Origin of the sequence: Pseudomonas sp. TH41 (genome assembly GCF_016650695.1) — a bacterium.
Classification (GTDB): domain Bacteria; phylum Pseudomonadota; class Gammaproteobacteria; order Pseudomonadales; family Pseudomonadaceae; genus Aquipseudomonas.
The window spans coordinates 1,068,809-1,085,714 of record NZ_JAEKFH010000005.1; the positions used below are offsets into that span (position 1 = coordinate 1,068,809).

Annotated in this window: 7 protein-coding genes; 2 read left to right on the plus strand and 5 right to left on the minus strand. The window is 55.4% G+C overall.

What is annotated here, in order from left to right:
* Nucleotides 1–22: 22 nt before the first annotated feature.
* From JFU37_RS23340 to recC, 4 genes are read right to left on the minus strand one after another with little or no spacing between them, the layout of a single operon-like run.
* The gene (locus JFU37_RS23340; RefSeq protein ID WP_201119333.1) at nt 23–4,270 is read right to left on the minus strand and encodes a sacsin N-terminal ATP-binding-like domain-containing protein; all 4,248 of its coding nucleotides are present in this window, start codon (nt 4,268–4,270) and stop codon (nt 23–25) included.
* Nucleotides 4,270–6,384, minus strand: a complete 2,115-nt coding sequence (gene recD / locus JFU37_RS23345) for an exodeoxyribonuclease V subunit alpha (RefSeq protein ID WP_201119336.1) — start codon at nt 6,382–6,384, stop codon at nt 4,270–4,272. The genes JFU37_RS23340 and recD overlap by 1 nt, the downstream gene beginning before the upstream one ends.
* Nucleotides 6,381–10,076, minus strand: a complete 3,696-nt coding sequence (gene recB / locus JFU37_RS23350) for an exodeoxyribonuclease V subunit beta (RefSeq protein ID WP_201119338.1) — start codon at nt 10,074–10,076, stop codon at nt 6,381–6,383. Before recB ends, recD begins: the two co-directional genes overlap by 4 nt.
* On the minus strand, nt 10,073–13,561 hold the full coding sequence (gene recC, locus JFU37_RS23355; protein ID WP_201119341.1) for an exodeoxyribonuclease V subunit gamma: 3,489 nt from the start codon (nt 13,559–13,561) through the stop codon (nt 10,073–10,075). The genes recB and recC overlap by 4 nt, the downstream gene beginning before the upstream one ends.
* Nucleotides 13,562–14,043: 482 nt before the next feature.
* Between recC and JFU37_RS23360 the strand changes: the two genes are divergently transcribed.
* On the plus strand, nt 14,044–14,466 hold the full coding sequence (locus tag JFU37_RS23360; RefSeq protein ID WP_201119343.1) for a hypothetical protein: 423 nt from the start codon (nt 14,044–14,046) through the stop codon (nt 14,464–14,466).
* Nucleotides 14,467–14,601: 135 nt separating this feature from the next.
* Nucleotides 14,602–15,660, plus strand: a complete 1,059-nt coding sequence (locus JFU37_RS23365) for a hypothetical protein (RefSeq protein WP_201119345.1) — start codon at nt 14,602–14,604, stop codon at nt 15,658–15,660.
* 120 nt (nt 15,661–15,780) lie between these two features.
* On the opposite strand, the gene JFU37_RS23370 is transcribed toward JFU37_RS23365, so the two are convergent.
* The gene (locus JFU37_RS23370) at nt 15,781–16,830 is read right to left on the minus strand and encodes a YagK/YfjJ domain-containing protein (protein WP_201119348.1); all 1,050 of its coding nucleotides are present in this window, start codon (nt 16,828–16,830) and stop codon (nt 15,781–15,783) included.
* Nucleotides 16,831–16,906: the final 76 nt, after the last annotated feature.

Here is a 16,906-nt window from a genome sequence, read left to right on the forward strand (position 1 = left end):
GGGGTCGTGGGCTGGCTCAGTATCATTCCTTAAGCACAAACATCCATTCACCTGGACGTAATCCATCGTTCGCTAGTGTTTGCAACGCGTCGCTGTGCTTATCAAAGGTATCCATCACCTCGGTGACATCTTTTGATTTTCCATCACTTGAGACCAGCCAAAGTCGCCAACCGAGGTCTCTCTGGCGATATTCCAACGCGCGCCGTCTTTCATTGTCAGACACGAAGAACCTGCCGCTCTTCAATTGAGCGACTCGTTTGACCTCGACCTGCAGAAAGCGTCTGTCACGTGGAACCAGCACATCGAATCCGGCGTTACCGACGTAATCGGCGACGTGAAGCAAGCTGCGCATTTGCTCTTCGCGGGTTATCAGTGTCGCGCGCCGCTGACCTTCATCCCCAAGAAATGCCAGAGGCGCCGCCAATGCCTGGTGAAAGCCTTCCGGGTCCTCTTTGAACCAACGCATGGCTTCATCTACGCAATGGTCCAGAACGGCCTCCTCGGCCCGTAGCCCACCTGTGGCCTTGCGCCGGGCATCACGAATGAAATGGTCCTCATCCTGAGGAGCATCGTGGGCAATCATACTGACGCTCGTTGCACTGAACGATTTCAAGCCCAACTTATCAAGAGCTTCGGGCAGCGCACTCAGGACCAACTTCCCGCTCGCAAATGCCAGAGCATCCGCTGAGGGCGCCTGGTCCTGGGGCTCAATATCCAACCGACGATGCAAGATTACCTGGGGATCGAAATCCATCATTTTCAGATGTTCGACCTCATCTGGACGCGCAATTTTGATCTGTTCACTCAATCGCTCCAGCAACCCCTCTGTCCATTGCTCGCGGTGCTTCTCAGCCGCGGCAGCCAGTGCTGACAAGCGATCGGCCATATCCAGCTTTATCGCATTGGCGCCAGCAAAATCCACAATGGGGCAGAGTTTAGTTATCCCGCCCAATGCTGCCGTTACGTCATCCTCCGAAATACTTCTGGCACTCAAAAAAGTCTGAGGCTTGACCACCATGCCCGGAAATGGGTCGTGCTGCAGCGTCCCAATGCTCTCCAACACTTCACGAACGGAAGCGACCCACTGTAATCTCTCCTCGGCAGTCAGCACCAAGGCGTCGACTCGCAATTTGAATTCGGCAACTTCCTGATCGGAAATACCGTATTCACGCCGAAAGCGCTGGACCGCTCCCGACACGCGCCCATCTTCGTCGACCGAACCCGAAGCACTGCTCCAGGCGTGCAGCCCATCCTTGAACAGTGCTCCGAAAGCCCGCTTTTCCGATAACAACTGACTCAGGGGATGTGCGCATTCGATGAGGGGTAGATGGGAACCATCGAACCAGAGTTCGTGCGCCCCCTCCGGAGCGACGTATTCAAAGACATCTCCGACCGAATCTTTGCCCAGACATCCGAGCCTCCCATCAAAGGACCACTCGATCCACACATCGTCGTGGTGCCTGATAATCAGCCTGGCAAAGTTCTCCAATGCCTTGCTGGCATCGAAATCGTTATACGCCGCGCTGGCAGCCGCCATTAGGTCCGGTATGGCTAGGTGCAACCTGCTGCGAAGCATCGAGGCCAGATAGTCATTGCTATCGCCCTGCTTGCTGACTTTTGCGGTAACCGGAGTGAAGTTTTTCAAACCATAGTCAGTGGCCTTCTGTTTGCTCAGTTTTCTGACAACCCATAACTTGATGTCGTTGAACGACAACAACGCTGTAGGGTTTTCGCCGGTGTCGTGCCAGATACCGGCCGCCGCAGAACCCCATGCTAGGCCCTGTTGACGCCCCGCTTCGCCAATGACCCGATAGAGCAAGGGCGGCGTCAGGTTTTCGTGCTTGAAGGACAGATCCACCAGGTTCCGATACAACTCGCATAAGTCGCGGTTCGCCATCGAGTCAAGGGTGCGCGGTTCAATGCCCTCCAAACGTTCAAAAGCGGCGCGCACACGCCCAGCACTATTGGCTTCCAGCGCATTGGCAATCCCCAACTGCATGTACCAGGTCGCGTCACTGGCTCGATCCGCCTCCAGTCGCGGCAAAAGCCTGGTCGTAAAACCGCGACTGGCCAGTTGGCGCCATAAATCCAACGGCGCATACGGACCATGACCTGTCACGCCATCGTGGATCAAGATACTGTCACTGCACTGCAGCCAACGGCATCGCTCAAGGGCCGCCAATAGATGGCGCCCTTCTTCATGCGCCAGGAAGGCGGAAAACAATGGCCAGCAAGCGATGAGATCCGTCATCGTCTCGACTGGCAACTCATCGGGTAGCACGACCGTTTGAGGGTCAGATAAAGGAATAGGCCCGATCCCTAGCAGCAGACAGACATCATCGACCGAGGGCAATGACTCTATGTCACTCACTACCTCGGCTAGCCAGCGTTCATCTAGTTGCGGCCATGGGCCGTTGGTTCGTGCACAAGCTTTCGCTGCGTGCCAACTCCCGTCCAAAACTTTTACCATAAGGCCGGCCAAGCTCTCCCCTGGGTTGACCGAAGTTTCCTTGCCCACAAAGCGCCAGGCCGCGCCGACACCGCGCTCTTTCGCACGGCGCAGCAGAGAGCCGACACCGCCTGTGCCTTCATGGCTGGCCAAGCCTACGGCGGCGCTAATTAGCGCGACATGGTCGTCTTCGCTCTCACCAGGACGTAGGTGCGCGATTATCTCCGGTCTCTCAAACTCAATCAGGCCCTGCTGCGCCAGAGACATATCCAATCCAGGGGTGAACGTCGTGACAAACGTACGTTGGCGCATAATCACTGGCGCCAATTCGTTTTGGGTTTCACGGCCAGAACTACGGTAGTAGATGCGATCGGCATCATGGCCGCGCCGCTGCCCTTGTGCGCCAGGAACCAAAGGTTGCGCCCGGGAGACGGATACCATCGCCGCCAACTCCTCGCTGACAATCGGAATGACCCCGGCACCGCTGGCTTGAATCCGTTCTATCAAGTACAAACGATGCTTTGAAAGCTGACCGCGACCCAGGTTTCGGTAGGCGTAATCAGCCCAGGCTTCGAGCGCTTCGAACAGCTGCCGATAACGCCCGACGGGCCATGTCCGTTGCGATGGGAAGCTCAAGCGAACCATCGCTTCAAACACCTCGCCATTTCCTTTCCAGAACAGCGAAGACACTTCACGTTTCAAGTGCGGGCAAGTACAAGCATGCGGATTGGCATACTCCCAGAATGTTTCGGCCAGACAGACCTGTGGCATTTGCCAGAGCTCGACAATGCACTCAGCGGCCAGTCGAACCAATGTGGCATTCCACCCAGCCGGATCAGTCGCTGGTAGCGAGCCATCCAGCTTTCGCAGCGTCAGGTGACGGCGAGAATTGCTAAGGTAAAAGTCACCATGAATCTGAACACCAAAACCAGCAGGCTGCTCGGTGGGCAGGTAGGACCAATATCTAGAGTGGTTAGGGTCATTGGGCGCCAGCACCCGTAAATCTGCGACGTCCAGATCCAACCCAGTGCTCACGCGCACCTCGTCGGGAAACGCCATCTGCCGCTGAGCCATTGCCAGGTAGTCTTTATCCCCAATGACGTGGGTGATGTCCTGCCCCGCGACACTCAGAGTAATCCGCAAGCCAGGTACTGCCCGTAGCTGCAGAAAGGCGAGCGGTCCACGACGCAACTCCGCGATGGACTCCTCGATGCTGGCGATGACCTCAGGCTTGCTGATGCCCTGCAACCGGATCAGCGTGACATGCTCCAAATGGAACTGCGGCTCGGCGGACAGCATCAACGGCACGTAAAAACTGGCCGCATCCTGGTTAATCCAGCCATCCACGGCAGCATCGAACCGAGCGGGATGTTGCAAATACATACCCCACCAGCTGCCGTTTTCAGCGCGGCTCCATACCTCGACCTGACTGCCAGCACCAAACACTGAGCGAAAACCGACGCCTTTATTCCCGATGCTTTGCGCGGCCGACTTGCTGCTTGAGTGCATACTCAGCAATGCCTGAAAGTCGGAACGCCGCCCCTCCAGACCTTGTGTCGTAACCGCCCGGCCATCGTTGGCAACCTCCAGTACCCGTTGTTCCTGATCCCAACGAATCAGAATGTTCCCAGTCGCGCGATCAAGGGCGTTCTGCAATAGCTCGTAGACGACCCGCCCCGAATAGTCCTGCACGACCGCTTTTTCCGACCCCAGATCCCGGAGCCGAGAACTCTCCGGGAGCTGCCGATGTTCTTCAAGGTGCGTCTGTAGCATTGCTTGCACTTGAGCGGGATCACGAGGTAGTCCCAACGTGGTCGTCATCACTGGATCCCTTTGGCCAACTCAGCCTTCAAGTGCAGCGCCAGCCCACTCAGGCGTTGCACGTTCCTGCTAACCGCCTCTTCAAATACGCCTGCACTGGCCTCGACCAGGCTGAACCATTTTTTAGCGCGAGTGATACCGGTGTATAGCAACTCCTTCGTCAGCACAGGGTTAAGCGCATCAGGCAACACCAAGGCGGTGTGGTTGAACTCCGAGCCCTGGGATTTGTGTACCGTCATGGCGTAGACCGTCTCGACTTCAACCAGGCGGCTAGGTAATACGAAGCGCACTCCGCCAGTGCCATCATTGCGCGGGAACGCGACTCGCAGATGAGTACTGCCGGGGTCACTGGCGTCTGGTGTTGGCAGGCTGAGCGCGATACCAATGTCGCCGTTCATCAATCCCAGGCTGTAGTCGTTGCGGGTGACCAGCACCGGTCGACCTTCATACCAACCATGGTCGTTGGTGATCAGGCCTTGACGCTTGAGCTCGCCTGCAACCCGCTGATTCAATCCTTCGACGCCCCATGGGCCACGGCGTAGCGCGCAGAGCAGACGGAATTCGTCGAACGCGACGAGAATCTTGCCGGCCCAGAGTTCCCACACGTCACTGTCCCAAGCGGTCCCGGGTACAGGCCGCTGGCTGCGAAGCTGTTCTAGATAGTGGCGATAGCCCGGTGGCGCTTTATCCCCGCCAGGATGACCTTCGACGATCAGTCGCGTTAACGAACTGTCCTGCTCGCCACGCAGTTTGAGGTTGAAGAGTTGCTCGGGCGGTTGCTCGAGCAGCTTTCGGGCTTCGCCCGCATTCTTTTCGTTGACCAGTCGCGCCAGGCGGCCGATACCTTGGTTGGCATCGAAGCGCCGCGAATAGCGCAGCATGACGGTTTGCTGAGCAAGCGGATCGCCTGGCGCCTCCTCAGCTTTCAATCCTGGGGCATCAACTGTCTCGCCGGTGTTGGTGCTGAGCCAGGTGCCGGTTTCAGCGGTATAACGACCGGCTTCAGCATCTCTGCAAAGATCGCCGAGGACAGCGCCAGCATCCACTGAGGCCAGTTGGTCTTTGTCACCGAGCATAATGAGCCGCGCTTGCAGCGGTAGCGCGTCGAGCAGGCACGCCATCATTTCCAGGTCGATCATCGAGGCTTCATCGACCACCAGCACGTCCAGCGCCAGGAGATTGTCCTGGTGATGAATGAAGTTACGCGAGTCGGGCCGGCTGCCCAGCAGGCGATGCAACGTAGACACTTCGATGGGAATCGCCTGACGCACGTCATCGGTCACCTGCAGCTCGATAACGGCCTTGCCGATCGACTCTGACAAACGCGCAGCAGCCTTGCCTGTAGGCGCGGCCAGTCGGATACGCAAGGGCTTGCCTGCATGAACAGCCGGGGTTTGTAGCAGCCCCAAAAGACGTACCACCGAAGTGGTCTTGCCGGTACCGGGACCGCCAGTGATCACACTGAAATTACCGCGGGCGGCCAGAGCACAGGCCAGTTTTTGCCAGTCAGTAAAACGCTTGCCGTTGATCTCGAAGGGCTGTGGAAACAACTCGTCGAGCCGTTTGGACAAGTTGTCAGGGGTGATTGGCGCCTGAGTTAAACGAAGGCAAAGAGCTTTGGCGATATGTTGTTCGTAGTTCCAATAGCGGCGCAGGTACAGACGCTGACCGGCCAGCACCAGAGGCCGCTCGGGAAAACGCAACGAAGTATCGCGATCTTCCACCAACGTGCTGCCCGCCACGGCAGCACGCCAATGGGTGGCATCAATGCCGCTCAGCCACTGCGAGGGTAATTGGCCGCCCTCCTCACCCTCCGGCGGCAGCGACAGAACGAAATCCGGCGCTTGCAGTGTGGCTACCAAATCGAGGCAGGAGTGTCCCCGTCCCAGCTGATGGCTGGTCATGGCGACGGCCAGCAAAACACTGGGTTGAGCCTGTGGATCCTGCTCCAGCACGAAGGCCGCGAATGAGCGGTCCAGGGCTCGCAGCCAGCCGCGGCCGACCCATGATTCCAATTGTCGCAGCAGATCACTGCTACTGGCCTGCACCACACTAATGGCAGGTGCGTCAGTACCGCGCTGGCTGTCGCTGAGTTGTTTGAGGGTCACGCTCATACTGCCACCTCCGTGTGCTGGCCCATGAAAAGTTGGTCCATCTGCTCGATCAGTTCGCGCGGCGGCCGCTCGAAGTGCACGCCCTGAGTTGCGGACTGATGCCCGCGGACGAACAGGTACACCGCGCCGCCCATATGTCGGTCGTAGTCATAGCCACGCAAACGAAGTTTGAGTTGGCGGTGCAGCGCCAGCAGATAGAGACATGACTGCAAGTCGTAACGTTTGCCAAGCATGGTCTCGACCATTGAGTCGGGGTTGTAGCTTTCATCGCTGCGGCCCAACCAGTTGGATTTGTAGTCAGCTACGTAGTAGCGACCCTGATGTTCGAAAGTCAGGTCGATAAAGCCTTTGAACATACCGTTCAGTTGCCCCGGCGCCAGTACAGGTCGCGGCTGACCATTCAATGTGTACTCGCACACCAACTTGTCGAGTTGCCGGACATTGACCAACTGGCTGGAAAACCAGAACTCCATCTCCACCTGATAGGTGCTCAATTCCGCGAGGCTAACGGTATTGCCGTCAAAGCGCAGTGGTGTCTGCAAGTAGGAAGTAAGCCACCCTGAAAGCGGCTCGATCCAGATTTCCCAGTCGCGCAAATTGCAGCGGCGAGCGACGGTGCTTTGGATCGTTTCGGGTTTGTTCAAGACCTTGGCGAAGCCTTCCTTGCCGGCCCATTCAAACAGCCCATGAAGGAATGTGCCGGGGCCGGCGCCACGAGGAAAGCCGTGAATACCAGGGCCCGCCGGTAAGACATCGACTGAATCGTTGATGGCCTGCCCCTCTTCCTTGAGATTAGCTTCGATTGCTGTGGCGGGTTCTAGCCACGGTCCCGATTCCGCGCCCATCAACTGGTTGCCATCTGCAATGGACAAGGCCGAGTAACTAGCGATCCACCAGTTTGAGGCCGGTTTGTGGAGAGGCCGCAGCGCTGGGCCAAGATCTGGTTTTTGCGGCGGTTGGTAGCACGCCATAGTCACTTCGGGTGAGCCTTCGCAGACGATGTGTTCGCAAGTGCCTTTGAGGGCTTGTAACAGTGAATCCAATTGCGCGGCGGTGATTTCATCTCCACCGGACAGCAGATAGCCGAGCCCTCCCTTGGATAGATCAGTCTTCTTACCATTTGACCGCCCCAAAGGGGCGATCCCCAGCCAGGTGGCATATCGGGCCCGAGTCAATGCGACGTAAAGCAAGCGCATTTCTTCACTCAGACGCTCGTCGTTCGCCTTTTCATAGGCCTCCTCGGCCACATCGGATTTACCCAGGTCGATGCACAGCTCGCCGTCATCCTCAGCGTGAAACATCGGCGGCGACTTGCTGCGACCACTGAGTTCCGTCGCACTGCAGATGAAGGGCAGCAACACCAGTGGGTACTCCAGGCCTTTGGACTTGTGCACAGTGACGACCTTGATAAGATCAGCATCGCTTTCAAGGCGCAGGATCTCTTCTTCATTGGACGCTTGCAGTTGCTCGGCCAAATGACGGATAAGTGCGTTCTCACCGTCCAACTCAGTGGCGCTGCGTTGTAGCCATTCAGCCAAGTGCAGCAAGTTAGTCAGGCTGCGCTCACCACCGGTTTCCCGCAGCAGACGTGCTGGAACCTTGAAGTCCGCCAACAGCCTGCGAAGCATCGGCAGCACACCTTGTTGTTTCCAAAGCTGGCGATACTCACGAAAACTCTGTACTTGCTCTTCCCAGTGCAGCTCGTTGTGATTGAGCCGCTCCAGGGCTTGCCAATCCAGGCCTATGCTGCGCGTCGCCAACGCGGCACGCAGCAAGCGATCAACCGAAGGTTCCGCGCAAGCACGTAAAACGTAGAGCAGGTCGCGCGCTTCCTCGCTGTCGAACACCGAGTCGCGATCAGATAGATATACGCTGGCCAAATTACGCTGGGCCAGCGACTTGCGGATGACTTCGGCTTCGGTTCGGTTGCGCACCAGGATGGCAATATCGGCAGGGCGCAATGACGTGAAACGACCATCGTGCTGACGCAATCCTGCCTGCTGCGGACCGCTCGGCTCAAGCCAGGCTTGAATTGCCGAGGCAGCGGCGTCGGCCATCCCGCGGCGATAGGTGTCGGCATTGACCATATCGCCCTCACCCGCCAGGCTCCACAGCGTCAATGCCGTTTGCCGTTGTCCGCCGACTTCCAGATAGTCTTCTCGACCTTTGGCATCTACGCGATGAAACGGCACAGGATTCGATAGGCCCTTTTTTGCGAAGCGAAAAGCTGCGCGCTCATGCCCCTCAGCAAACTCGAAGCAACGGTTGGTTGCCGTAACCATCGCCTCGGTGGAACGGTAGTTGGTACCCAGAGTGTAATGACGTCCGGAGGTCGCTTCGCGAGCGCGCAGATAGGTGTAGATGTCCGCACCACGAAACGCATAAATCGCCTGTTTCGGATCACCGATCATAAACAATCCACTGTCTTCAGCACTTTCAGAGATGCGGTAGACGGTCTCAAAAATCCGGTACTGAACTGGGTCGGTATCTTGGAATTCGTCGATCAGTGCAATCGGGTACTGCTCGCGAATGATCGTCGCTAGACGCTCACCCGAAGGGCCCTGAAGAGCCGCGTCAAGCCTGTTGAGAAGGTCATCGAATCCTATTTCGGCACGGCGTAGTTTTTCGGTATCGAAGCGCTCGCTGATTTCAGCCAACGCGTGCAGCAGCAATTGGGCACGGATGTTCTGCTTGGCCGCCTGGTGGTCGATCAGAGCGTCGATTGCCTGAAACGCTTCATGCTGAGAAGGTTGTGCTCCGCCTGTCAGTACGAAGCGGGTCTGGCCGAACTTGCTCAGATTTTTCGGTGCCTCCTGCCCCAAGCTCCAGTGCTCGAGAGCCGCCAGCCAGCCATTGAACACTGGATCTTCTTTGACCTTACGGTAACTGTTCCCATTGAACTTACCTCGCATACCCTGCAACAGCGTTTCGATCGCCTGCCGATCCTTGCGCCAGGCACTGCGAGCCGCATGCTCCAGGGTACTGGCGCTAGCATTCCAGTCGGCAGGGGCCTTGAGAAGAACTCGCAAGGCTCCCGGAGCTGGTAGATCTTTACCACCATGCATAAAGTTCGCATCGCGCCGCGCCAGCAAGGATGACAGCGCCTCACCCAGCGTCTTCGGCCCTTTGAAATACTCCGCGATGACCTTCGCCTCGCTGATCGATAAGCCGTAGTAATGTCGCCGCCAATAGTCCCTCACTACCTCGGCCAACAATTCGCTCTGATTGGTTTCCAGGGTCTGGGTGAATAGGCTTCCGCTGTCGAACGCATGCTCACGCAACATCCGATAACACCAGCCATGGATGGTCGAAACAGCAGCTTCGTCCATCCACTCACCGGCGAGTTGCAAGCGACGAGCGCACTCCGGCCATTGATCCGCCGGATAGTCAGCCCGCAATAGTTCAAGCAATGAGTCGTGCTTTTTCAGCGGTTCGCCGAAGCAGTGCGCCGCCTCGCTGAGGCGCAACCGAATACGATCGCGCAGCTCTTGCGTAGCGGCATCAGTGAAGGTCACCACCAGAATTTCCGGCGGATTGAGCGGGCGCTGGAATGCGCTCTCGCCACCGTGCCCCAGCACCAGGCGCACATATAACAAAGCGATGGTGAACGTCTTGCCGGTACCGGCACTGGCTTCAATCAGTCGGCTACCATGCAGAGGGAAGGTCAGGGCTTCAAGGTTTAACGGGGTCATTGGTCGCTCCCTGCGTTAGAAGATGGAAGGTGTCTGAACAGCGGGCCATAGAGCCGCTCGGCAAAAACAGTGAATCGCCCGTCGGCGCACAGTGCATCGAAGTCCGAATAAGCACGACGCAAGGCAGCGGAACTCTCCACCTCACCAGTGCTCATATAGCCGCCCTCGAAGGCTCCGCGAGCCTCTTCCAAGGCTTTAGCCTCGTCACCGTTCGCTTTGGTTAACCAGGCGAAAGCGGTCTTGCAACCTACCGGCAAGGGTTGGCACATACCTTCGCCCCACAGTTGCAGTAAGGTCTGCAAATGCTCTTGAGCTGTGGACTTTTCCAGCGCGGGGAAAACAACATCACCGTTGAGACTGACCAGAATCGTGGTGCAAGGCTCAGCGCCCAGCTGCAAAGCCAAGTGCCGTACCCACGGTCGAACAAGGTTGTGCCATCGATAACTGTCATCAGTGCACAGCTTTTTGCTATCCAGTTGCACATACGCCAGCTGTCCTTGAGCGTTTCGGCGCATGCCACCCAGCCAGTCGGTAAACCCCGGAGATGTGTCCGTCGGCTCGCACTTCATCTCGACTTGCCCAGGCTCTAACTGACTCCACTCCTGGAGCCTAGCGTGGTAACGAGCGAGCAGGTCTGGAAGCGGGTCGGACAGTTTGGCCGCGCTCAGCGATCCGAATCCTGCCAGAGGTAACTTACCCTCCCGCTGCAGGCGTTGAACGTGATGATCCAGTTCAGTGATCGTCTGCTCAGGCTGGTACTTTTCTTCCACCCAACGCTTAAGCGCCTGGCTCAATGCATCCTGATGCTGCCAGTTTTCCAGCGCATCGAGCTCGAACGGTTCTTCGTCACGGCTCGTCAGTTCATCACTATCGAAGTGCACTTTAAGGCGCTGCTGGAAGAAGGCCGCTACCGGATCACGCAGGAAACCTGACAACTGTCGCAGGCTCAGCGCAATGTCCTGCTGCAACGGTGTCAGCTCGATCGTCGCCTGAGCGTCATCAGCGACGGCATGAACCTCGCGCCACTCGTGAGAATAGGTAAATAGGCCGTCAGGGCCAGGCAAGTGGGCGAAGTAAGAAGGGCTGAACGGCTGCAGCGGGTGGTCCAGCGTTAAGGCTTTGTTCAACGCTCGCGAATCATCCGGGTTGCCGTTCAACCTCCAGCCAGCAGACAGATGATCACGCAACTGCCCGATCAGCACCGATGGCACCCGCTCGCTGTTATCGCGAATATTGCGCCCCACCCAGCTGACGTACAGCTGCTCTCTGGCCGACAACACCGCCTCTAGCAACAGGTAGCGATCATCCTCCCGTCGTGAGCGGTCGCCGGGACGATAATCGTGACGCATCAAGTCGAAGTCGACATGCGACTGTTGGCGGGGGTAATCACCGTCGTTCATACCCAACAGGCAGACCACCTTGAAGGGGATCGCCCGCATCGGCATCAACGTGCAAAAATTCACGGCACCTGCCAGAAAGCGCTGGGACAGGCCGCCTTGATCCATGCCCACCAACCAGGTTTCGTGGACGACACTCAGCGGCACTGGCTCATCGAACTGAGCCTGATCACAGGTTTTCAACCAGTCCTCGAGCAACCTCAACAACTGATTGACGAGCAATTCGTCCGCCTCATCCACAGGCAGAAAGAAAACCTTGAGTAGCGATTGCAGCCGCTCGACCCAGAGCTTGGGCGGGGCGGGCTGTTGCAGGTCGATCCGGGCAATTTCCAGATGATCGAGCAGTGTCAGCAGCGGCCCTGCCAGTGCGGCCTCCAGACCGGAGACCTCGTCATAGGGTTCGATCCCATCGAGAGCAGGACCTTTGCCAGCCGCATAGCCTAGCAGCATGCGCCGCAGGCCGAAACGCCAGGTGTTCTGTTCAAGCCCAGCGGGCATGTCCAGACTTTCGCGCTGAGCGCCGTCCAATCCCCAGCGGATGCCGGAGCCTTCAATCCAGCGATGCAGAATCGGCAGATCGGCCTCGGCCACCCCGAAACGAGCCCGAAGCGCCGGGACATCCAGCAAATCGAGAATATCGCTGACGGCAAAACGACTTTGCGGCAGCTTGAGCAGATGCTCCAAGGCAATCAGCAGCGGCTCGCGACCGCGCTGTCCCTGGTCGGCCAACGTGAACGGAATATAGCGTGGATCCTGGTACGGCACCTGACCAAACACCGCTTCGATATGCGGCGCATAGGCATTGATGTCCGGCACCATAATAATCACGTCACGCGGGCTGAGCTCTGGGTTGGCACTGAAGCGCGCGAGGAGCTGATCATGGAGAATTTCTACTTCACGCTGAGCGCTGTGGGCGACATGGAAACGGATGGAGCGATCGCTTTCGGGCAGCACCGGTGCCCAGTTTTCTCGGGATTCACCGAGGGGACGAAGCTCGAGAATATCGTCTTGCAGCTGCGCTAGCAGAGTGGGCGCGTCCTCTTCACTGAACAGATCGATTCGCCCACCGTTAACGTCATCAAACAGATGCCTGTAGCTGGACGGGTCATCGTAACTGTCGAGCAGGTTGATGTAGTCACGCCCCTGCTTGCCCCAAGCCGCCAATAATGGCTGGCTCTGCTGATGAAGCGGATCGGTACCCGAGACAGAGCCGGAGACCTTGTGCTGCTGACGCTTGTACTGGTGAACCAACAAATCCTTGTCCGGAACGATATCGATCCAGTGATGACGACAAGGATTGTGGACGCAAAGCAATACCTGGCTGAAGCGCGAGAGCATCGCCAAGGCTTCAAGGACCTGTGCGGGCATCGAAGAAATACCGAATACCACTACCCTACGCGGTAAACCCACTGGGGCTTGCCCAACGACCTGCAAACGGGAAATAAAGCGTTTGTGCACTCCCGCGCGGCTTTGTTCGAGAGCCCCCTCGCCCACGTCAGCCAGTAACTCCCGCCATAATTCGGCCTGCCAGAGGTTGTCGGCATTCAGAGGGCGGGGCGCACCATTGATCTGCCGGAGCTGATCACGACCGGCCGCCCAGTCCTCCAACCAGTCGGCGCGGTAGACCTGATATTGATCGAACAGATCGGCCAGACGCTCCGCCAGTTGATGACGCTTGCGCAGGTCATCGTCCTGCTCCAGGAAACGCTGCAGGCTTTGGAAGTTTGGCTTGGCTAGCAGATGAGGCAGCAACCGCATCAGACGCCAATTCAGCGGTGTCTTGTCGAGCGGAGAGTTCTCGGGTGTGGAATCAGCGCCCAGCACTGAACGATAGGCTTGCCACAAAAAGCTTGCCGGCAACTGCACATCCAGCGCAGCGGCAATTCCGCAACCGCCCGCTTGAGTGTCTTCAGCTAAGGCAAGCTTGAGCCATTGCGCAATGCCGTTGCTATGTACCAGCACCACCTCGTTTTCCAGGGGAGCCAGTGGATAACGTTGCATCCAGCTCACCGCTAGGGCACGCAAATCATCAAGTCGGTTACTGTGGATAATCATGAAGCCGGGCTTCAACGCGTCAGCGTCCTGCATGAAATCACTCCTTCAAATGTAGAAATGCCGCGCCAAAGGCGCTGAATGCCAAAATGCCAGTACTGTAAGTCGAATACTTCAGGGATAACAGCGTCGTGATCTGTAACTTCAGAGCCTGTATTTGTCCAAATCCCGCTGTTGGGCGCACCTGGTTGATGCGCCGAAATGACGCGTAGCGATGACCAACGGCAATGGCCTGCCTGAATCGAAATCTTGATGCAGGGCGACCTACAAGAAAGGCCATATGTGCGTATTGGCAGACGATATGTCGCTAAATACGACATGGGAATAGTGGGCGGATGTACAGGTCAAGTTTTGGAGCAGGTAACGATGATAAAACCGGATAAACGTGCGCCAGACTAGGAAAATGGCAACCGTTACGTGCGTTTTATTGACAGTTTACGAGCCAGAAGCCAAATGCCATCATCGAGGTCTATCGAGAGGGCTGCAGGCCCTTTGGCTCATTAAGGAGATACAGGCATATGGACAATTCTTTCTACCCAACGGAAAAACGGTCCAAAAAACCATCCCTGTTTTTAGCCATCGATATGTGGGGGATCGAGGGGGAATATGCCGATGGGAATTGGCACGGCCTAATCCATGAGTTTGCGCATAATTGGAGCGCGGCCCATCCGCAGCAGGACACCGCTACACTCTGGTCGAGCGTTCAACCTTGCGTGTTGTTCAATAATGGGACTTCATGCTACCTGGCTGGTAGTTCGAAACTACCTGATGGTTTTTTCTCGCAACTTGAATCGCATCTGCGTGCCCGGATCGGTAATCACGCGCGTATTGGGGGCGAGATCTTGGTTGATGCAGAGGAATGGAGGGTGTATCTGCACTTCGAGAATGGGCGTGTGTGGGAAAAGTACAATGGCTACGAGTGGCGCGAGCTTGCCATCTAGACCGGGGCGATAAGCCAATGAACCGCCCGCGAGCTGGTCTAGATCAATTCTCTATTGGCCGTGATGAGCTGCAGAAAAATACCTCGCAGCATCCAATTACGGGTAGTTATCAAGCAGAACCAGCGGACCTTTCGTATGAAAACCTTTGACGATAACAACCGTAAAATTCACTCAGTTAATGAGGTAGTCGATAAACTTGGCATTGCCCCACAGGAGCTGGTTGATCTTGCCTCGACGCTGAAATGCATCTTTTTAATAGAGATCCCTGACAATACTGAAGTGCATCTGAAGGGGGACAAACTCACGAAACCGTCGACCTCATTCGCTGAGGCAGCGAGACGCGGTACGCGCACTGATCAAGACACCTCATTAGAAATTAATCCAGAGGTAGAGTTTTTTTGTCTCGAAGCATCTGATTACAGCTCTATTCTCCAGAGAGGAAAACTCCGAAAGAAAGAGTTCACGTCTGTCGCGCTACTCGATAAAAACACGAAAATAACGTACCTGGGCCCAAACCAATATGTAAAGCGTTATGTAGCGGGCAACGACAGCCCCGCGTATCGAGACGGTACTTTTTTCTCATGCCACCGACAAGATGCGACTAAACACCCCCTACTAGAAAAAACAATTACCATCCGATTTGACGACATACTCATCAGCACCGAAGACTTTCAAGCAATTAGAAAAGAGCTGAGCAACAAAGAACCTGCATACGGAAAGTTCAAGATAGAGGAATGGACATCAACGATGCTGGCGCAACTGAACGAAGCGTCCACCCTATTCTTCGCCTCCACCAAGCCAAATTTGACTTCGAATGAAACAATTAAAGAAATCGAGACGTGGTTGAGAGCTCGATGGGGAAGAGAGGATGCAGGAGACATCCTGGTGAAAGAAGCGGCAAAAGCAATACTCCCAAACAAAGTCGACACAGAAATGAAATCAGAAGTAAAGATCAGCGATTACATTTTAGGAATTTGCAACGATTACACCTCAACGACTTTGACCATAATTAATGAGGCGGCCTTCCACAATTGGACGGAGATGAAATCCAAAAATGGAAAATACAAGCAAGACAAAGCCCTAACAAATTTACTCCATGAGAAATACAAACTTAAAGGACGGCTTATTAAAGCAGCTTCAACAATAATTCGCCCCGACGAAAACAAACGGATAAAAATGACTTCTCCATACTGAAATACCTGTCTTACTCTTGATCCGTCAACATGCAACGACCAGCACATAATATTCTTACAAAAACAACCATGTACGTGCCCCCAGGGCAGACACATGGCTTTCCTAAAGACCTGATGTTCGTCAATCAGTTAAACTACGCGGTCTGCCCAGTTTAACACCCTCGAATTTCGGCATATTCCCTCTAAAGAAAGACCTGCCACAACTCGACGAAAACCTCAACCAATAATCAGTCTTCACCAGATACGCCGCAACCTTAGTTTTCAAATTTGAAATGAGAACGGTGTCAAACCAGTTTATCACTCCTATCCCTAGATACCGGTACGACCATTTCTTATTATTGCAATTTAAATATCGTCCGTTCCCTTTCGTTATTTCCCGCCGCCAATGCTCTCCAATCAGCTTGGCTAATACGACATCCTCTCGATAATCCGCTCCGCTATAAAAAACTAACAAATGAAAGTGAAACCCCTTGAGATGCCCGTATTCCAGCTTACAAGCAAACCCCAGCATGCCCTTTATCGGTATACCTTTGTGTAAGTCCCCCTGTAGCTTGGCCCAGTGGGCCCTTACCTGAGTCAGATAACGCTGCAAATTCTTACGATCATTAAACAAACCAGGCTCGTATGCCAGATCCAAACGGATAACCACCATCCTAGAATGCTTTTCAAACAGAGCGTCAATGTACTGTTCAAGACTTTTAGCTCGTTTATTTTTAGCGTTAACAAATGTCTTTATTATTTTTTTGAACTCACTACCAGCAGCTTCTTGCCTAAGGTGATCAACCAAACTGTTCATGACTACCACCTCCTTCAGAACCTCCCGAGATGAAATTTTAGCGGTAGATGAAAGCAGTAACAGACTATCGAACTTTTCAGCACACTCAAACAGTAACGCGACATAAGGATTCAGATCATACAGAGGGAAATAACAATGAAACTCTCCTGAGCCATTTTTTAACGCCAGCAACAACTGTTTACCCAAAGGTGTTGCCTGGAACGCAAGACCACGGCGCGTAAGAACAACAGCAGAGAACAGTTGCTCTCCACTACTCAGCACCTGTACTACAACAGGTTCAATCTGCTTTAGCTTCTCGAATAAGTCTTTCTCCTCTGTCAACACCTCTCCAGATGAGTCTGGAGAGTAATCGTCTAAGTCATCCGAATACATCATCCCAACCTCAGCTACTATCCACTCCAATAAAACTGATACCCGTACAACCCAACACCTCCGTCAGATTAACCAACAC